Source organism: Caballeronia sp. (assembly GCF_049581465.1).
GTDB lineage: Bacteria > Pseudomonadota > Gammaproteobacteria > Burkholderiales > Burkholderiaceae > Caballeronia.
The window spans coordinates 1-2,694 of record NZ_JBAUSA010000504.1 but is presented as its reverse complement, the minus strand read 5'-3'; the positions used below and the strand labels follow the sequence as shown (position 1 = coordinate 2,694).

2 protein-coding genes are annotated in these 2,694 nt (G+C 60.6%); both read right to left on the bottom strand.

Annotated features, from left to right (window positions below; genetic code table 11):
• A partial coding sequence (gene tssG / locus WCA53_RS12390; protein WP_423910066.1) for a type VI secretion system baseplate subunit TssG occupies positions 1-848 on the bottom strand: 848 nt, incomplete at its 3' end.
• Positions 845-2,620: a type VI secretion system baseplate subunit TssF gene (gene tssF, locus WCA53_RS12385; protein ID WP_423910063.1), complete on the bottom strand. Its 1,776-nt coding sequence runs from the start codon at positions 2,618-2,620 to the stop codon at positions 845-847. The genes tssF and tssG, both read right to left, overlap by 4 nt.
• Positions 2,621-2,694: the final 74 nt, after the last annotated feature.

Genomic DNA, 2,694 nt, shown 5'->3' with positions numbered 1-2,694 from the left:
GCGCCGGGCAGGAGATCGTGCGCCTGTTCCGGGGTTGCAGGCCGCAACGTAAGCCGAACCGCCTCGCCGCGATTCCTGACGCGGCGTCCCAGTACATGCCCTCGGCCAAGACCTTGCCCGGCGGTTTCGGGTCTGCCCAATGAACCGCCCGAGCGCAGGCCGGACTGAGTATCGAGCCGGACCCAGACCGGGAAACGCTCGACGATCTGGACACCCGCGCCCGGCAAGGCAAGTGCGACGACGCCCGCCAGCCCTTCCACCGTGCGCGTACGTTGGGTCAGCAAGCCCAGCAGTCCGAGCACGCGCGCAGACGGCAGTCCCGCGCTGCCCGCCTTGTCACCCAGCCCAAAGCCCGCAAGACATAAAAGGTCGAGCGAGGTGTCGTCGTCGGTGCCTCGCTCAAAGCCAGATGGATACCGATACTTTCGCCACGTGCGATAAAAGAGCGTCGCGATCCGGTGATTGAACAGGTCGAGAAACGACATGACTTCCTCATGCCCTTCCCGTCTCAGGACGATATCGTCAATAAGATGCGGTGGCATCGCCGCATTCACGCCGTACAGTCCGAGAAACGTCGTGCGGACCGACGGCGGCCGATCCGGGCGCGCGTGGTCGAATTCGACGGCGGCCAACTCCGTGCCCGGAAAGCCCACTTTGGGATAAGGCCGAAACCTGACCAGTTCGCTAGCGGGTGTGTCGCGTGTGCCCAGACCCATGCGCTGAGGCGCCAGTCGTTCGATCAGTTGGCAAAACTGAAAAAATTTCATCTGCGGCGCACGCGCGAGCAGTGCCCGCACAAGCGGTGTCACAAGTGGCGATACGCCGGTAAGCGTTTCAGGCGCATTCATAGTGGCGAGCGCTCCGCGTGGCTTGCCGCCCACTCGATGCGCTTACCCGAAGGCAAGCTGACGATCGCCAGTTGGGTGAAGAGATTGATCTCGGCGTACAGCGTAAAGAACCGGTGTAATAGCTCACCAAACAGGTACACATCACCCGTGCCCGCGAAAGCGTGGCTATCAAGCGTGACCTCGATCAGCACGCCGCGCTCGACACCGCCGCCAATCACCTTGCGCAGGAGTTTCTGCGATACATGCTGGATGCCCGCGAGACGACGACGGTTCAGTTCGTCCCCTGTCCAGTCGTACAACGCCAAAGCCCCGCGCAACACTTCCGCGTCCATCAGCGACAAGAAATTCGGCGCGAGATGAGACAGCACGCGCCACTGGAATCGGTCATTCACCGGGGGATAAACCGGCAACGTGGGCGACGTAAGATTGCAGACTCTCCCGACGTTCGGTGCGCTCGCGACCAGCTCGTTGATACTCGCTTCGCGCAAGCCTTTGCGCGGCAACATGCCGTTCGTACCCGTCACGCGCAGCGACAGCGTCTCCTCGGGCAAATCCGGTATCGATTCCCACGCGTGACCACCGAGAATGATCCATGTGTCGAACAGGCCCTTGACACCTTGCCTGACGCGCGTATGAAAGTAACGCTCAGGGGCCTCATGGCGAAGCATGCCGCCCCGATGCCTGAATGTAGAAAACGGGACGTACTCGAAACGCTCGGCGGTATCGTGATCGAACGCCTCCACCGCTTCGACTGAATACGTTTCGACGAAGTCGCCGTGGTGATGCATCGGCTTCACGCGATACTCGGTCTCGTGATGATCGATTCGCACGGGTTCGGCGTCGAGTGCGAACAAGTTGATGATCGGCGTGCAGAACAGCCGCACGTTGGCTGCAGTGAAGCGCAAGTCAACTGGGTAACTTTCCTTGAGCAGTACCTCGACCTCGAAGCTCCACGCGTCGGGTGGCAACGCGTTGATGCTCAGGCCGCACAAGTCGACAAACAGGAATTTTTCGCGGAACGTGAAATATTCCAGCAGTAGTTGATAACCCGAGAATGCAACATCCGCTTTCGGCCACAAGCGCTCATCTGCTGAGAATCCCGCCGCTTCGATCCACGCACCCTTTAGCGGCGTCGCCGCACCGTCTTGCACGTCGGGAACTCGCAACGAAAGCGATTGTGTCTGGCGTGTCAGCGCGAGGTGTAACGCGAAGGCAACCGGCAGATCGGCGTTGAGATAGAGGCGAATGCGCGACAAATCAAGCGCCTCACGGGGTGCGGACTTGTCGATCTCGAACTTGAAGCGGATGACCGAGCGTGCATCGTGCCGGACCGAGGGTGCCGCTTCAGTGAGCCGGATCGGCATCAGCGTCACCGCTTGCGTTGTGCGGTACAGGCATTGCACGCCGCTCACGCCCACCTTGCCCGAGCGCACCGCTAGGCCCGCAGGGACATTTTCAGTCTTTTGCAGCGTGTCAGCCGCGGGCGTCATCTCGAGGATCGATAACGAAGGGATCATGCGCAGATAGTGCGGCCATAGCAGGCTGACCAGTCCTTCAGTCAGTTCGGGCAGTTCGTCATCCAGCTTCTGGCGCAACCGGCCGGTGAGAAACGCAAAGCCCTCGAATAGCCGTTCGACGTACGGATCACGATCGCCGACGCGATCAAGATTCAGCATGCGGGCACGGTCCGGATGCGCGTCGGCAAACTCCTTCGCAGCTTCGCCCAGGTAGCGCATCTCGGCTTCGTAATAACGCAGGATGGCGTCGTCCATTTGTTTGGGATCCTTATGTTCAATTACGACCGCTTTTGGTCGTCGCTTTGCAGCGTGCTGCGGACATTGGCAAT